This is a genomic window from Methylobacterium sp. 285MFTsu5.1, from assembly GCF_000383455.1.
In the GTDB taxonomy this organism is placed as follows: domain Bacteria; phylum Pseudomonadota; class Alphaproteobacteria; order Rhizobiales; family Beijerinckiaceae; genus Methylobacterium.
The window spans coordinates 19,284-33,702 of the sequence record NZ_KB911295.1 but is presented as its reverse complement, the minus strand read 5'-3'; the positions used below and the strand labels follow the sequence as shown (position 1 = coordinate 33,702).

Here is a 14,419-nt window from a genome sequence, read left to right as displayed (position 1 = left end):
GGCCCATGACACGCCGCCTCCTCCCCGACGCCGTCCTCGTCGCGCTGGCCCTCGGCCTCGGCGCGGCGCAGGTCCAGGCCCAGCAGGCGCCCCGCGCGCCCCGCCCCGACAGGAGCGTCCCGGACCGGCGGGCCGGGCCGCCGGTGATCGGCTGCCCGTCGCTGGCCAATTACCGCATGCTGATGCGCGACGGTGCGGCGGCGGCCGCGGCGCACTTGGCCGACCCCAAGGCGGACCATCTCGGCTGCGCGGCGCTGGCGCGCACGGACCTCGCCGGCATCGTCGACAAGGTGACGCTGGGCGGCGCGAGCTACGACTGCGCCGCCGTGCGCGGCACCACGGCCTGCCACTGGATCGCGCCCGGGACGATTCCCGAAGGCCCCGCACCGGCCAAGCGCTGACGGTCGGCCGCGCGGCCCGCGCTCAGCGCAGGTGGCCGCTGGCGCGCAGGTCCCGCTCGACGGCGTCGTGGAGGGCCTGGAGGGGATTGTCGTTGATGGCGGCGGGCGGGTGCAGCGGCGCCATCGGGGCGGGCCGCGCGTCGAGCCCCGGCAGGATCGTGGCCTCGGCGCCCGGCCGACGCGGGGGAAGTCCCGCGGGAAGTCGCACGGGCCGGCGCACCGCGAGGGTTCGCAGCGCCTCGCGGGCGCCGGGCGGGAGGAGCGTGACGAGTCTGTCCAGCATGGCCGGCCTCAGCGCGCGCGGCCGGCCGCGGCCGGCGGGAACGGGACGGTGGCGGCGGATCGGTTCTTCACGCGGGCACCCGTGCGGGATCGATCGCGGGAAACGAGCCGGCACCCCCACAGTTCCGATGAAGCAGTATCGCGAATTTAATCGCACGTGTCGCCTGAATATCGGCGAACACTGGTTCATCGGTTTCGATTGTCTGAAGCGTGGCGGAAGCGGATGGGAATCGAACCCACCGTACGCTGTTGGCGTACCGCTGGTTTTGAAGACCAGGAGGGCCACCAGACCCCGTTCGCCTCCGCGACCGGGGGTACGGGCGGGGCGGGGCGGGGTCAAGGCCGGCCGCGTGCGGCGGATCGCGCCGCCGATCCGCCGCCCGGACGCCTGGATTCGTATTAATTCCGCCACACTGTTGTGGCCCTGCACCAGTCATGCCGTTCCTGAGACGCTCACGGACAGAGGAAGGCCCCGCGTCGGTCCCCGAGAGGGGTGCCGACGGGGCGGGCCAGGACGCGGTCCAGCAGGACGCTGTCCAGCCGGCCGCGGATCAGCGGGACGCGGATCAGCGGGACGCGGGCACGCCCGCGGGCCCCGAGGCGTCCCAGCCGTCCGGCACGCCCCTGGCGGAATCGCTGCGGCCGGGCCCGCGCGGTCCCGGCTGGATCGGCGCCGCCATGGTGATCACCGCCCTGGTCTCGGCGCTCGCGACCTTCCTGATCCTGGCCGGGGTGATCCGGGTGACGCCGACGCCGGCCTACGGCGTGACGCTGCTGGCCATCAACGCCGCCCTGGTGCTCGGCCTCGCGGTCATCATCGCCTGGGAGGCGCGGGTCTTCCTGCACGCCCGCAAGGCCAACGCCGCGGTGGCGCGCCTGCACACCCGCATCGTCGGCCTGTTCTCGCTGATCGCGATCCTGCCGACGATCCTGCTCGCCGTGGTCGCCTCGGTGACGATCGACCGGGGCCTGTCGCTCGGCTTCACCGACCGGGTCCGGGACGTGGTGCTGAAATCCGTGGAGGTGGCCGACGCCTACCAGGAGAACCAGTGCCAGAGCCTCGCCCGCGAGATCCGCATCCTCGCCGACGACCTCACCCGGGCCCGGCCGAACTTCGACGTGAACCGGGACTGGTTCCAGACCTTCCTGACCACCCGGGCGACCAATCTCGGCCTGCCGGTGGCGCAGATCATGCGCGGCCCCACCGAGGTGGTGGCCCGGGCCAAGATCGACGTCCTGAAGACGAACCGCCTGCCCTCGGCGGCGGCCTTCGAGGACGCGGCGAACTCCGCCGATCCGATCTGCCTCCTGCCCACCGAGGGCCGGGTCTTCGCCGCGCTGCTGCGCATGCCGGCCTACGACGACGCCGTGCTGATGGTGCAGCGGGAGGTGAGCCAGCTCGCCATCGAGTTCCCCGGCGTGTCCCGGGCGGCGGCGGCCGAGTACCTCACCTACGATTCGCTGCGCCGCTCGATCCAGATCACCTTCGCGTCGGTGTTCCTGCTGATCGCGCTGATCGCGCTGCTCTCGGCCGTCTGGTTCGGCATGAACTTCGCCAACCGGTTCGTGGCGCCGATCCGGCGGCTGATCAACGCCGCCGACCAGGTGGCGTCGGGCAATTTCTACGCCCAGGTGCCGACCAAGAAGACCAGCGGCGACCTCGCCCACCTGGGCGAGAGCTTCAACAAGATGACCCAGGAGCTGCGCCGCCAGCACGCCGGCCTGATCGCCGCGAGCGACCTGATCGACACCCGCCGCCGCTTCACCGAGGCCGTGCTGTCGGGGGTCTCGCCCGGGGTGATCGGTCTCGACGCGGCGGGCTTCGTCACCATCGCCAACCCCGCCGCCGAGCGGATGCTCGACCTCGCGAGCGACGCCCTGGTCGGCGAGCCGCTGGCCCGCGCGGTGCCGGAGCTCGCGCCGGTGCTGGCCGAGAGCGAGGCGCGCCCGCGCAGCCTGCAGCAGCAGCAGGTCCAGCTCACCCGGTCCCGGGGCGAGCGCACCATCACGGTGCGGGTCACGAGCGAGCAGGCGCAGGGGGCGTCCCGCGGCTCGGTGGTGACGCTCGACGACATCACCGACCTCGTCCAGGCGCAGCGCAGCTCCGCCTGGGGCGACGTGGCGCGCCGCATCGCCCACGAGATCAAGAACCCGCTGACCCCGATCCAGCTCTCCGCCGAGCGGATCCGCCGCAAGTACGGGAAGGTCATCACCGCCGACAAGGAGGTGTTCGACCAGTGCACCGCCACGATCGTGCGCCAGGTGGACGAGATCAAGCGCATGGTCGACGAGTTCTCGGCCTTCGCGCGGATGCCGAAGCCCGCCATCGCGCCGAACGACCTCACCGAGATCGCCAAGCAGAACCTGTTCATGATGCGGGTCGCGCACCCGGACATCGACTTCGCGTTCTCGGCCCAGGGCGGCGCGGGCAGTGCGGAGAAGATCGTGGCGGCCTTCGACATCCGGCTGCTCAGCCAGGTGATCACCAACATCCTCAAGAACGCCGTCGAGGCGGTGGCCGAGGTGCCGGAGGCCGAGCTCGGCAAGGGCAAGATCAGCCTGAACCTCGCCGTCGAGGACGGGTTCGCGGTGATCGCCGTCACCGACAACGGCAAGGGATTCCCGGCCGAGGGGCGCCAGCGCCTGCTCGAGCCCTACATGACCACCCGCGAGGGTGGAACCGGGCTGGGGCTTGCTATCGTCAGCAAGGTGCTCGAGGAGCACGGCGGCGGGATCGAGCTGAACGACAATCCCGCCGGCCGCGGCGGCCAGGTCCGGATGCGGGTCCCGCGCGAGCACGGGCCCGAGCCGGCGGCGGCGGCCCCCGAGACCAGTCCCGTCACGACAGAGGAGAAGGGCGCCGCGCCGACGGCCCCCCGGATCGCGGAGATGCACGCATGAGCGCCGATATCCTGATCGTCGACGACGAGGCCGACATCCGCGACCTCGTCGCCGGGATCCTGGACGACGAGGGCCACCGCTGCCGCACGGCCGGCGGCTCGGACGAGGCGCTCGCCGCCATCGAGGCGCGCCGGCCGCACCTCGTCTTCCTCGACATCTGGCTGCAGGGCTCCCGGCTCGACGGCCTGCAGGTGCTCGACCTGATCAAGGCCGCGAACCCCGACCTGCCGGTGGTGATGATCTCGGGCCACGGCAACATCGAGACCGCGGTCTCGGCCATCAAGGCGGGCGCCTACGACTTCATCGAGAAGCCGTTCAAGGCCGACCGGCTGATCCTGGTGGCCGAGCGGGCGCTGGAGGCCTCCCGGCTCCGGCGCGAGGTCCGCGACCTGACGGCGCGCTCCGGCGCCACCAACCGCATCGTCGGCACGTCGCTCGCCATCAACCAGCTGCGCCAGACCCTCGACCGGGTGGCGCCGACGAACGCCCGGGTGATGATCACCGGGGCGCTGGGCGCCGGCAAGGAGCTCGCGGCGCGCAGCCTGCACAAGGCCTCGGCCCGCTCGAACGGCCCGTTCGTGCTCCTCAACGCGGCGGCGATCCTGCCCGAGACCATGGAGGCCGAGCTGTTCGGGGTCGAGGGCGAGAGCGGCCGGCGGGTCGGCGCCCTGGAGGAGGCCCACGGCGGCACCCTCTACCTCGACGAGGTCGCCGACATGCCGCGGGAGACCCAGAACCGGATCCTGCGCGTCCTCGTCGACCAGAACTTCCAGCGGGTCGGCGGCACGACGCGGGTCCACGTCGATGTCCGCATCATCTCCTCGTCCTCCCGGGACCTTCAGGAGGAGATCGCCGCCGGCCGCTTCCGCGAGGACCTGTTCCACCGCCTGTCGGTGGTGCCGATCCGGGTCCCGGCCCTGTCGGAGCGCCGGGAGGACGTGCCCGAGCTGATCCAGTTCTTCATGGACAACATCTCGTCCCAGACCGGCCTGCCCAAGCGCCGGATCGCCGAGGACGCCATGGCGGTGCTGCAGTCGCACAACTGGCCGGGGAACGTGCGCCAGCTCAAGAACAACGTCGAGCGGCTGATGATCCTGACCCAGGCCGACCCGGAGCAGGAGGTCACCTCGGAGATGCTGCCCTCCGAGATCGGCGCCCTGGTGCCGACGACGCCGGGCGGCGCGGGCGGCGAGAAGCTGATGAGCCTCGCGCTCCGGGAGGCCCGCGAGATCTTCGAGCGCGAGTACCTCGTGGCGCAGATCGCGCGGTTCTCGGGCAACATCTCGCGCACCGCCGAGTTCATCGGCATGGAGCGCTCGGCCCTGCACCGCAAGTTGAAGTCCCTCGGCATCGGCCCGTGAGGCCGCGGCGCCGGGGCGCGCGTTGAGGGCGGGGCCGATCCGTCACGGATCGGCTGGAACGGGGGTTGCTTGCACCCACGCTTTCACGTCGTCATGGTGTTGGTATACACGGCCCTGGACCGGATGATCGGACGATCCGGCCCGCGGCATACTCCTCCCGGACCGAGCGAGCCGGGACAACAAGAAGGCCAAGAAGATGGCGGGCGAACGCGCACAGAACCTTCAGGACACCTTTCTCAACCATGTCCGCAAGAACAAGATTCCGCTGACCATCTTCCTCGTCAACGGCGTCAAGCTGCAGGGCGTGGTGACGTGGTTCGACAATTTCTGCGTGCTGCTGCGCCGGGACGGGCACTCGCAGCTGGTCTACAAGCACGCGATCTCCACGATCATGCCGGGCCACCCGGTGCAGCTGTTCGAGCCGGACGAGACCGCCGAGAAGGCGTGAGGGCCGGCGGCCCCGGCGCCTAGCGGGCCGGAAGCCGGGGATCGGGCGGGTCGGAGGCCCGATGCGCCGCGCGGGCGACGCCGCGCGACCGGCGCGGCCGCGGCGGGGGAGGGCGGATACCCCGCCCGCCGACGGATATCTGTGCCCGTTCGCGGCCGGCATCTTGGCCCGGCCCGCCCGCATCCCCATTCTGACACTCCGACCTCTCCAACGAAGCCGTCGCCCGGGGCGGCGGCGCCGAAGGCCGTATGACCGAAACGCTGACGTCCGGCGAAGCCCGCCTCCAGGCGCAGGCCGCCCCCGAGGGCGAGATCGCCGCGGCGACCCACACCCTGGTGATCGGCCCCTACCTCGCCCGCGGCGCGGCGGGGGCCGGCCCCGGACCGGCCGCGCCGTCGCGCTCCGTGGAGGCCCGCCTCGACGAGGCGACCGGGCTCGCCGCCGCGATCGAGCTCGACGTGGTCGAGAGCCTCGCCGTCAGCCTGCCGCGGATCCGGCCCTCCACCTATCTCGGCAAGGGCCGGGTCGAGGAGATCGCCGGCCTGATCCGCGCCCGCGAGATCGGCCTCGTCGTGATGGACTGCGCCCTGTCGCCGGTGCAGCAGCGCAACCTCGAGAAGGCCTGGGGCGCCAAGGTCATCGACCGCACCGGCCTGATCCTGGAGATCTTCGGGCGCCGCGCCTCCACGCGCGAGGGCACGCTGCAGGTCGAGCACGCCCACCTCGCCTACCAGAAGTCCCGCCTCGTCCGCTCCTGGACCCACCTGGAGCGCCAGCGCGGCGGCTTCGGCTTCCTAGGTGGCCCCGGCGAGACCCAGATCGAGGCCGACCGGCGCATGATCCAGGAGCGCATGACCCGGATCGAGCGCGACCTCGACGCGGTGGTGCGCACCCGCGGCCTGCACCGGCAGAGCCGGGCCCGGGTGCCGTACCCGATCGTCGCGCTCGTCGGCTACACGAACGCCGGGAAGTCGAGCCTGTTCAACGCCCTGACCCGGGCCGAGGTCACCGCCAAGGACATGCTGTTCGCGACCCTCGACCCCACCGCCCGGGCGACCAAGCTGCCCCACGGCGAGACCGTGATCCTGTCGGACACGGTGGGCTTCATCTCCGACCTGCCGACGCCCCTGATCGCGGCCTTCCGGGCGACGCTCGAGGACGCCATCGAGGCCGACGTGCTGCTCCACGTGCGCGACGTCGCCCACGTCGATTCCGAGGCCCAGGCCGAGGATGTCGGCGAGGTCCTGCGCGAGCTCGGCATCGAGACCAGCACCGACCGGATCATCGAGGTCTGGAACAAGGCCGACCTGCTCGACGACGACGAGCGCGCGCGGCTCCTGAACCTCAGCGGCCAGGCCAGGGCCCGCAACGACCGCGACAGCGCCGCGCCGGTCCTGGTCTCGGCGGTGACCGGGGAGGGGCTCGCCGCGCTGTCGGCCCGGATCGAGGCGCGGATCGGGCGCAACCGCGCGAGCTTCGCGGTGGCGCTGCCGCCGGAGGACGGGGCGGCGCTGAACTGGCTCTACGAGAACGCCGAGATCCTCGACCGCCGGTCGGAGGCCGACGGCACTCTGCATCTCGCGATCCGGATCGCCCCCGAGAAGGAGCCGCGCTTCCTCAACCGCTTCGCGGCGGCCCGGCGCCTCGGCCGGGGCGGTTGATGGCCTCGGGCAGCGCCGGCAACCCGACGCTCTCCGCGCTGCGGCCCGCGCGGGCTCCTGCCGAGGGCCGGGCGGATCCCGGATCGGACGACGAGGCGGTTTTGCGGACCATGCAGGCCGGCGGCGGCCTGCGCCTGCTCGGCCTCCGGGTGGTGATCGTGCTGGTGCTGCTGATGGCGGCCCAGGCCTATGACGGCTCTCTGCACGCCCTGAGCCACTGGTTCATCCTCGGCCTGTACGGCCTCGGCACGATCTGGTTCGGGCTGCGGGAGCGGGGCGGCGGCCCCGCGGCCACCGTCTACAGCTGGGCCGGCACCGGCCTCAATGCCGGGCTCGCCGTCTACGTGATCATCGAGCACATGCTGGCCGGGGGCGGGGCGGGGCTCGGCGCCGACGCGGTGAGCCGCCTGCCCGCCTTCCTGCTCCTGCTCCAGACCGGCCTGAGCATGCGGGTGGCGCAGACCCTGCTATTCTGCGGGCTCGTCACCGTCTGCTGGAGCGCGGCCTTCCTGGTCGGCCTGATCCATCCGGACCTGTTCCCGAACGCCGACACCTTCCCGACCGCGCAGCTCACCGGGCTCGCCACCTTCATGGCGGCGGGCCTCCTGGTGGTCGACGGCATGGTCCGCCTGCGCGCCGCGGTGGTGCGGGCCCTGCGCATGGAGCACGAGCGGACCCAGCTCGCCCGCTTCGTGCCCGACACGGTCGCCCTCGACCTCGCCGCCGACGACGGCGATTCCGGCCTCGGCATCCACCGGCGCCACGCCTGCCTGATGATCCTCGACATCCGCGGCTTCTCGCGGCTCTCCCGCGAGCACCCGCCCGAGGCCATGGTGACGGCCCTGCTGGGGGTCCGGGCGGCGGCCCAGGCGGCGGTGGCGGAGCAGGGCGGCCTCGTCGACAAGTATATCGGCGACGCGGTGCTGGTGCAGTTCGTCGTCGGCCATCCCGACGTCCAGGCGCGCGCGGCGCTCGCCTGCGCCCTGTCGATCCGCGACCGGATCGCCGCGCTCAACGCGGCCCGCGCCCGGGAGAATCTGTTCCCCCTGCGGGTCGTGGTCGCCCTGCACGCGGGCGACCTGCTGGTCGGGGTCTTCGACGACGGCGTGCGGGCCGAGTACACGGTGCTGGGCCCGGCGATGAACGCCCTGGCGCGGATCGAGACCCAGGCCAAGGCGGCCGAGATCGAGATCGCCGCGTCGGGAGACTTCCTGGACCTGCTCGGCGGCGTGCTCCCGGCCGGGATCCGGGCCGTGCCGGTGCCGGACGCCGCCCTGCCGGAGCACCTCACCCTGTCGGCGATCGCGGTGGCGCCCGGCGCCTGAGACGGATTCCCGGGGGGATCCCGGCGGCGTCTCGGCGGTCTCCCGGCGCCGCAGGGCGCCGGGATCGCGAGGATCGAGGCTGGCGCGCGCGGCGTCTTCTGCTACGCCCGCCGTGTTGCGAGCCCACCGTGCGTGGGCGTGGTGCCACGAGGACGCGATGCAGGGATCGACGCTGGGATCGAAGCCGGGCTCCAAGCCGGGCTCCAAGCCGGGATCGAGGTCGGGATCGAAGCCGGGACCGGGCTGGCTGGGGCGGCTCGCCCTGGGCGTCCTGGCGGCCCTGGCCGCCGCCGGGCCGGCGCGGGCGCAGGAGAAGCCGGCCGCGAAGGCGCTCCCGCCCCTCGTCTTCACCGGCATCCCCGACCAGGACGAGAGCCGGCTGGTCGAGCGCTTCGGCAAGGTCGCCGCCTATCTGGAGGCCGAGCTCGGCGTGCCGGTGCGCTACATCCCGGTGAAGAGCTACCCGGCGGCGGTCACCGCCTTCACCAACGGGCAGGTGCAGCTCGCGTGGTTCGGCGGCTTCACCGGCGTCCAGGCGCGCAAGGCCGTGCCGGGCTCCCAGGCGATCGCGCAGGGCGCCGAGGACGCGGCGTTCAAGACCTATCTCATCGCCAACGCCGCCACCGGGCTGAAGCCGGAGAAGGATTTCCCGAAGGCCGTCGCGGGCAGGACCTTCACGTTCGGCGCCCGCGCCTCGACCTCCGGGCGGCTGATGCCCGAGTACTTCGTCCGGCAGGCCTTCCCGGGGAAGACCCCGGAGCAGGTCTTCGCCCGGGTCGGCTTCTCGGGCGACCACACCCGGACGATCCAGCTGGTCCAGTCCGGCGCCTTCGCGGTCGGCGCCGTCGACTACTCGGTCTGGGACCTCGACTCGAAGGCCGGCAAGGTCGACCCGAAGGCCGTCTCGGTGATCTGGGAGAGCCCAACCTTCCCCGATTACCAGTGGACCGTGCGGGGCGACGTGGAGCAGACCTACGGCGCCGGCTTCACCGACAGGCTGCGGGCCGCGCTGACCGGCATCGCCAACCCGGCGATCCTGGAGCCGTTCGGGCGCTCGAAGTTCATCCCCGTGACCAACGCGGCCTACGAGCCCCTCGTCGAGGTCGGACGCTCCACCGGCCTCCTGGACTGACGCGCGTGTCGCGCGGCGCGGCAGCCGGCGAGGAGTCGGGCGAGGAGTCGGGCGCGGGGTCCGGCGCGGCCATCGTCCTGGCGAACGCCTCCGCGGCCTATGACGGGCGCCCGGTTCTGTCGGGCCTCGACCTGACCGTGCGGGCGGGCGAGCGGGTCGCGCTCATGGGGCGCTCGGGGGCCGGCAAGTCGACCCTGATCGGCCTGATCCACGGGCAGGCCCCCGGGCGGGTGGCCCTGGTGCCGCAGGCGGCCGCCCTGGTGCGGCCGCTCTCGGTGTTCCACAACGTCTACATGGGCCGCCTCGACCGGCGCTCGACCCTGCACAACCTGCGCACCCTGGTCCGGCCGGCGCGGGCCGACGTCGCCGCCGTGGCGGCGGTCCTCGACCGGGTCGGGCTCGCGGACCGGCTCTGGGACCGGGCCGGGGAGCTCTCCGGCGGCCAGCAGCAGCGCGTCTCGGTGGCCCGCGCCCTCTACAACGGACGGCCGATCCTGGTGGCGGACGAGCCGGTCTCGGCGCTGGACCGCCAGCAGGGCGGCCGGATCCTCACCGAGCTGGCCCGCGGGCACGAGACCCTGATCCTGGCGCTCCACGACGTGGCCCTGGCCCTCGCCCACACCGACCGGATCGTGGTGCTGGAGGCCGGCCGGATCGTCCTCGACGCGCCCTCGGCCGGCCTCGACCCGGCGCGGCTCAGCCCGTTCTACGAGGCCGCCTGATGGGCGCTCTCGCCGGCAAGGCCGGGTTCCTGCCGCGGCCGGGCTACGCGGCGGTGAGCCGCTGGTTCCTGGCGGCGGCGCTCGCCGGCCTGCTGGTCGCCGACCTGCAGGTCACGACCCTCCACCCCTTCGCCGACCTCGCCCGGCTGCTGGGCGGCCTGATCCGGCCCGATTTTCTCGCGGTCGAGGGCTGGAGCGTCCTCTACACCGTGGCCTTCGCGATGCTCGGCGTCGGGCTCGGGGCCGGGACGGGGCTGCTGCTCGCCGTCCCCTTCGCCCGCTCGCGCGCCGTCCGGCTCGCCTGCGCGGGCCTGCGCGCCGTCCACGAGCTGTTCTGGGCGCTGCTGCTGATGCAGGTCTTCGGCCTGTCGGCGACCACCGGCGTCCTCGCCATCGCGCTGCCCTACGCGGGCATCTGCGCCAAGGTCTACGCCGAGTTGATCGAGGAGGCCGACCTCGCGGCGCTCCGCGTCCTGCCCGCGGGCACCGGCGCGGTCTCAGCCTTCCTGTACGCGCGCCTGCCCGAAGTGGCCGGACGGATGCGCGACTACACCCTCTATCGCCTCGAATGCGGCCTGCGCTCCAGCCTCGTGCTGGGCTTCATCGGCCTGCCGACCATGGGCTTCGCCTTCGAATCCGCCTTCCGCCAGGGCCGCTACGCCGAGGCCGGGGCGCTGCTCCTGATCTTCTACGCGCTGATCGGCACGCGCCGGCTCTGGGTGCGCGCCCGGACCCTGCCGTTCCTCCTCGTCGGCGCCGTGCTGGCGCTGCCGCCGACCGTCGGCAGCGCGGCGATCGGCCCGAGCCTCGCCCGCTTCCTCGGCCACGACGTCGTGCCGGCCCCGCTCCGGGGCGCGCCGCTCGCCGAGCCCGAGACCTGGGCGCGGCTCTGGTCGTGGCTGCGCCCGATCCTGACCGAGCAGGTCCTGCCCGGGACCGCCCAGACCCTGATCCTGGCGCAGATCGCCCTGGCCGCCACCGCCCTCGGGGCCCTCGTCCTGTTCCCGCTGACCGCGCGGCGCTTCGCCGGGCCGATCGGGCGGCCGCTGGGGCGGGCGCTCCTCGTGGTGGTGCGCTCCACGCCGGAATACATGCTGGCCTACGTCGCCCTGCAGCTGCTCGGCCCCTCGATGCTGCCGGCGATCCTGGCGCTGGCCCTGCACAATGCCGGCATCGTCGCCTACCTGATGGGCCGCCACGCCGACGCGATCCCCTACCGGGCGGACGCGCCGCGGGGCCTCGACCTCTACGCCTACGAGACCGTGCCGCGGCTCTACGGGCAGTTCCTGGCCTACCTGCTCTACCGCTGGGAGCTGATCCTGCGGGAGAGCGCGATCTTCGGCATCCTGGGGGTCACGACCTTGGGCTTCTATGTCGACGCCGCGATCTCGGAATTGCGCCTCGACGTGGCCCTGGTGCTGATCGCCGCCACCGCGCTGGTGACGATGGCGGTCGACGCGTTCTCGCGGGCGCTCCGCCGGTCCCTGCGGATCGACACCCTGCCGACCCGGCTCTCCGGGCCGCAGCCGATCACCGGGGCGGAGGCTGCGGACGGCTGATCGGAGCGCCGCCGTCGTTGCGAGCGGAGCGGAGCAATCCAGCAGCGCCACGCCCGCCGATGTCGCGCTGCCCTGGATCGCCTCGCTGCGCTCGCGATGACGGGGCTGGTCACCATGCTGCGGGCGGCCGCTAACAAGAACCGCCCGGACCGCCTCACCACTTGTAGCTGACCTTCGCCAGCACCCGCCGGGCGTCGCCGTAGAAGCACGACACGTTCGACTGGCAGGAGGCGACGTAGCGCCGGTCGGCGAGGTTCGAGGCGTTCACCTGGAAGCGCCAGTTCTCGTAATCGTAGTGCACCTGCGCGTCGAACAGCACGTAGTCGGGCACCCGCAGGGTGTTGGCCACGTCCGCGAAGGAGCTGCCGACGTAGCGCACGCCGCCGCCGAAGCCGAAGCCGCGCCACGGCCCGAGCGGGATGGTGTAGTCGGCGAACAGCGAGGCCAGGGTCTGGGGGATGTTGACCGGCGTCTTGCCGACCCGCACCGGATCGGCATCCCGCTCGGTGGTGAAGTCGAACTTGGTGAAGGACGCCACGAGGTTGAGGCCGTCGGCGACGTTGGCGACGAGCTGCGCCTCGAAGCCGGTGGAGCGCACCGCGCCGACCTGCGTCTGGAAGATCGTGTTCACCGGGTTGGGGGTGAGCACGTTGCTGCGGTGGATGTCGAAGCCCGCCAGCGTCAGGAAGTAGCCCTGGCCGGGCGGCTCGAACTTGACGCCGCCCTCGACCTGGTCGCCGGTATCGGGCCTGAAGGTGCGGTTGTTGATGTCCACGCCGATCTGGGGCTGGAACGAGGTCGCGTACATGATGTAGGGCGCGAGGCCGAAGTCGAAGTTGTAGATCGCCGCCGCCCGGTAGGTGAAGGCGCTGTCGTTGCGGCCGTTGGTGTTGGCGGGCGTCAGGCGGTCGTAGACGGTGTTCTGGACGAAGTCCTGGCGGCCGCCGAGGATCAGGGTCAGCTCCGGCGTGAGCTTGATCTGGTCCTGGAAGTAGAGGCCGACCTGCTGGAACGAGTTGGCGTTGATCAGGTAGGGCGAGGCCGAGACCGCCTGCGGGCCGTAAGCGGGCGCGAGGATGTTGAGGTCGGGGCCGGGGAAGCCCGAGGCCTGGTTGTCGTGGATCTGGAAGTTCCGGTACTCCACGCCCATCAGGAAGTCGTGGCGGAAGAAGCCGTCGAAGAACTTGGCCTCGGCCTGCGTGTCGACGTCGAGCTGCGCGATCTTGGCGGAATCCCGGAACAGGTAGCGGCCGAGCTGGGTCTGGAGCGGGTCGGTGTAGCCGAGCTGGCCGATATAGGAATTCTGGAAGCTCTGCGTGTAGCCGTAGCGGGCGTTCTGGCGCACCGCCCAGGTGTCGTCGAAGACGTGCTCGAACTCGTAGCCGATGAAGGCCTGGTCGCGCCGGAAGGTGTTGAAGCCGGCATCGCCCACGTTGAGCGAGCGCGGGATGCGCAGGCCGAGCACGGTCGGCCGGGCCGTGCCGTAATAGGGCAGGAAGTTCGCCGTCACGGCCGTGTTGTCGTGCTGGAAGCTCGACAGGACCGTGAACTTGGTCGACCCGTCCGGCTTATAGGTGAAGGCCGGGGCGATGTAGTAGCTGTCGTCCGGCGCGCCCTGGACCTGCGTGCCGCCGTTGCGGGCGTAGCCGGTCAGGCGGCCGAACCAGTGGCCCTCGGCGTCGGCCGGGCCGCCGACGTCGAAGGCGGCGTAGCGCTGGTCGAAGGAGCCGCCGCCGACCTCGACGAGCCCGAACGGGGTCTCGGTCGGGCGCTTGCTGATCTGGTTGATCAGGCCGCCGGGATTGCCGGCGCCGAACAGCACCGCGGAGGGGCCGCGCAGCACCTCGATGCGCTCCAGCCCGAACGTGTTCACGCGGCTGTAGGCGAAGCCGTAGTTCAGGAGCTGCAGGCCGTTGAGGTAGAGGCCGTAATCGCTGACCACGAAGCCGCGGAGCTGGAAGAAGTCGAGGCGCGTGTCGGCGCCGAAGGTGCCCGCGTAGGTGCCGGCGACGTACTGGGTCGCCTGGGTGAGGGTCTGGGCGTTCTGGGTGTCGAGCTGTTTGCGGCCCACGACGCTGATCGATTGCGGCGTCTCGATCAGCGGGGTGTTGGTCTTGGTCGCGGTCGCCGAGCGCCGGGCCACGTAGCCGTCGATCGGGCCGGTCGGGCTCTCCGCGCCGCGCACGGGTGCGCCGGCCGGGGCCCCGGAGGCCGGGCCGCCGCCCTGGCCGGTGACGCTCAGCTCCTCGAGCTGCACGCTGCCGCCGGCGGTCGGGCCGGCGCCGCCGCGGCGCGACGCGTCCTGGGCGAGGCTCGGCGCGGCCTGCGCCAGCACGGCGAGTGAGGCCCCGGCGAGCAGGGCGCGCAGGGTGACGCCGGGGAGGGGGGGGACGGCTCTCATGGTCTCTTGCCGGATGCGACGCTGCGGGCAGCCGACCGCGCGCGCCGGGGGCCACCCCGGCGTCTCGGCCGCGCTGTTTAGAATTGTGATAAAGTACTGTAAAACTTGATCTTTCTCCATCCGGACTACGGGCAGCCGGACGCGGCCGCAAGCGGCCTTCACGCGGAAGGCGACGCCTGTTGCCGTAGCGACACGTATCGGTGGTGCGGCGGGGGGCGGTCCCGCG

At 72.4% G+C, this 14,419-nt stretch carries 11 protein-coding genes and 1 tRNA gene; 9 read left to right on the top strand and 3 right to left on the bottom strand.

Features of this window, described 5'->3' with window-relative positions:
* The first annotated feature begins 5 nt into the window (after positions 1-5).
* Positions 6-401, top strand: a complete 396-nt coding sequence (locus tag H288_RS0126375) for a hypothetical protein (protein ID WP_020095574.1) — start codon at positions 6-8, stop codon at positions 399-401.
* Positions 402-423: 22 nt separating this feature from the next.
* Here the strand turns inward: H288_RS0126375 and H288_RS0126370 are convergent, their stop codons facing one another.
* Both H288_RS0126370 and H288_RS0126365 read right to left on the bottom strand, forming a co-directional pair.
* Positions 424-684 (bottom strand): hypothetical protein, encoded by a 261-nt coding sequence (locus tag H288_RS0126370; RefSeq protein WP_020095573.1) that lies wholly within the window; start codon positions 682-684, stop codon positions 424-426.
* Positions 685-894: 210 nt separating this feature from the next.
* Positions 895-987 (bottom strand) — tRNA-Sec (locus tag H288_RS0126365).
* Between the two features lie 131 nt (positions 988-1,118).
* On the opposite strand from H288_RS0126365, the gene H288_RS0126360 reads away from it, so the two are divergent.
* The 8 genes from H288_RS0126360 to H288_RS0126325 all read left to right on the top strand — a co-directional run bounded on the left by H288_RS0126360 (position 1,119) and on the right by H288_RS0126325 (position 11,792).
* Complete coding sequence (locus tag H288_RS0126360) at positions 1,119-3,584, top strand: PAS domain-containing sensor histidine kinase (RefSeq protein WP_020095572.1); 2,466 nt, start codon at positions 1,119-1,121, stop codon at positions 3,582-3,584.
* A complete protein-coding gene (locus H288_RS0126355; protein ID WP_020095571.1) occupies positions 3,581-4,945 on the top strand; it encodes a sigma-54 dependent transcriptional regulator in 1,365 nt (454 codons plus the stop codon). The genes H288_RS0126360 and H288_RS0126355 overlap by 4 nt, the downstream gene beginning before the upstream one ends.
* Positions 4,946-5,141: 196 nt before the next feature.
* Complete coding sequence (gene hfq, locus H288_RS0126350; protein ID WP_007563033.1) at positions 5,142-5,393, top strand: RNA chaperone Hfq; 252 nt, start codon at positions 5,142-5,144, stop codon at positions 5,391-5,393.
* A 248-nt stretch (positions 5,394-5,641) separates the two neighbouring features.
* The gene (gene hflX, locus H288_RS0126345; RefSeq protein WP_020095570.1) at positions 5,642-7,054 is read left to right on the top strand and encodes a GTPase HflX; all 1,413 of its coding nucleotides are present in this window, start codon (positions 5,642-5,644) and stop codon (positions 7,052-7,054) included.
* On the top strand, positions 7,054-8,379 hold the full coding sequence (locus tag H288_RS0126340; RefSeq protein WP_020095569.1) for an adenylate/guanylate cyclase domain-containing protein: 1,326 nt from the start codon (positions 7,054-7,056) through the stop codon (positions 8,377-8,379). The genes hflX and H288_RS0126340 overlap by 1 nt, the downstream gene beginning before the upstream one ends.
* 157 nt (positions 8,380-8,536) lie before the next feature.
* The gene (locus H288_RS0126335) at positions 8,537-9,511 is read left to right on the top strand and encodes a putative selenate ABC transporter substrate-binding protein (RefSeq protein ID WP_020095568.1); all 975 of its coding nucleotides are present in this window, start codon (positions 8,537-8,539) and stop codon (positions 9,509-9,511) included.
* Positions 9,512-9,516: 5 nt separating this feature from the next.
* Positions 9,517-10,233, top strand: coding sequence for an ATP-binding cassette domain-containing protein (locus H288_RS0126330; protein ID WP_020095567.1), 717 nt, complete (start codon positions 9,517-9,519; stop codon positions 10,231-10,233).
* A complete protein-coding gene (locus tag H288_RS0126325; RefSeq protein WP_020095566.1) occupies positions 10,233-11,792 on the top strand; it encodes a hypothetical protein in 1,560 nt (519 codons plus the stop codon). The genes H288_RS0126330 and H288_RS0126325 overlap by 1 nt, the downstream gene beginning before the upstream one ends.
* Before the next feature lie 154 nt (positions 11,793-11,946).
* On the opposite strand, the gene H288_RS0126320 is transcribed toward H288_RS0126325, so the two are convergent.
* A complete protein-coding gene (locus tag H288_RS0126320; RefSeq protein WP_020095565.1) occupies positions 11,947-14,193 on the bottom strand; it encodes a TonB-dependent siderophore receptor in 2,247 nt (748 codons plus the stop codon).
* Between the last annotated feature and the right edge of the window lie 226 nt (positions 14,194-14,419).